2 tRNA genes are annotated in these 586 nt (G+C 50.7%); both read left to right on the top strand.

What is annotated here, in order from left to right:
- Nucleotides 1-43: 43 nt before the first annotated feature.
- Nucleotides 44-120, top strand: a tRNA-Ile gene (locus DPV74_RS41830).
- 87 nt (nucleotides 121-207) lie between these two features.
- Nucleotides 208-283, top strand: a tRNA-Ala gene (locus tag DPV74_RS41825).
- Nucleotides 284-586 lie beyond the last annotated feature (303 nt).

Below are 586 nucleotides of genomic sequence, written 5' to 3'. Positions count from 1 at the left end.
TGAGCGCTCACGCTTATCGGCTGTAAATTAAAGACAGACTCAGGGGTCTGTAGCTCAGTCGGTTAGAGCACCGTCTTGATAAGGCGGGGGTCGTTGGTTCGAATCCAACCAGACCCACCATTGTCTGACGTGTCGGTGATCGTTAGCGCTTTAGCGCTTACGAGTACCCCAAGCCGACCGGCTAACACCTGAGGCAAATCTGTACATGGGGGCATAGCTCAGCTGGGAGAGCACCTGCTTTGCAAGCAGGGGGTCGTCGGTTCGATCCCGTCTGCCTCCACCAATCACCAACGCTAAGTGCTTGGTTCACACGCTGAACCGAGAATTTTGCATTGGCGATTGAGCCAGTCAGAGCGGTACGAAAGTATCGGCTGTCGTTCTTTAACAATCTGGAAGAAGTAAGTAATTTGGATAGCGGAAGCGTCTTGAGATGGACGTGGAAACTATCCGGGTTGTGATTGTATCGATGTATCTCAAGATGATTCGAACTCTAAGTTTGACTCAATTGGAATACGGCACAACGCGAGAACTCAACCTGTAGCGACTGTCGATGAGACAGACTCGTTATAGGGTCAAGCGAACAAGT

The organism is Burkholderia sp. HAN2018 (assembly GCF_024704855.1).
GTDB classification, from domain to species: Bacteria; Pseudomonadota; Gammaproteobacteria; order Burkholderiales; family Burkholderiaceae; genus Burkholderia; species Burkholderia cepacia.
Note: the sequence above shows the minus strand (reverse complement) of the source record. Positions and strands in the feature narration are given on the sequence as shown.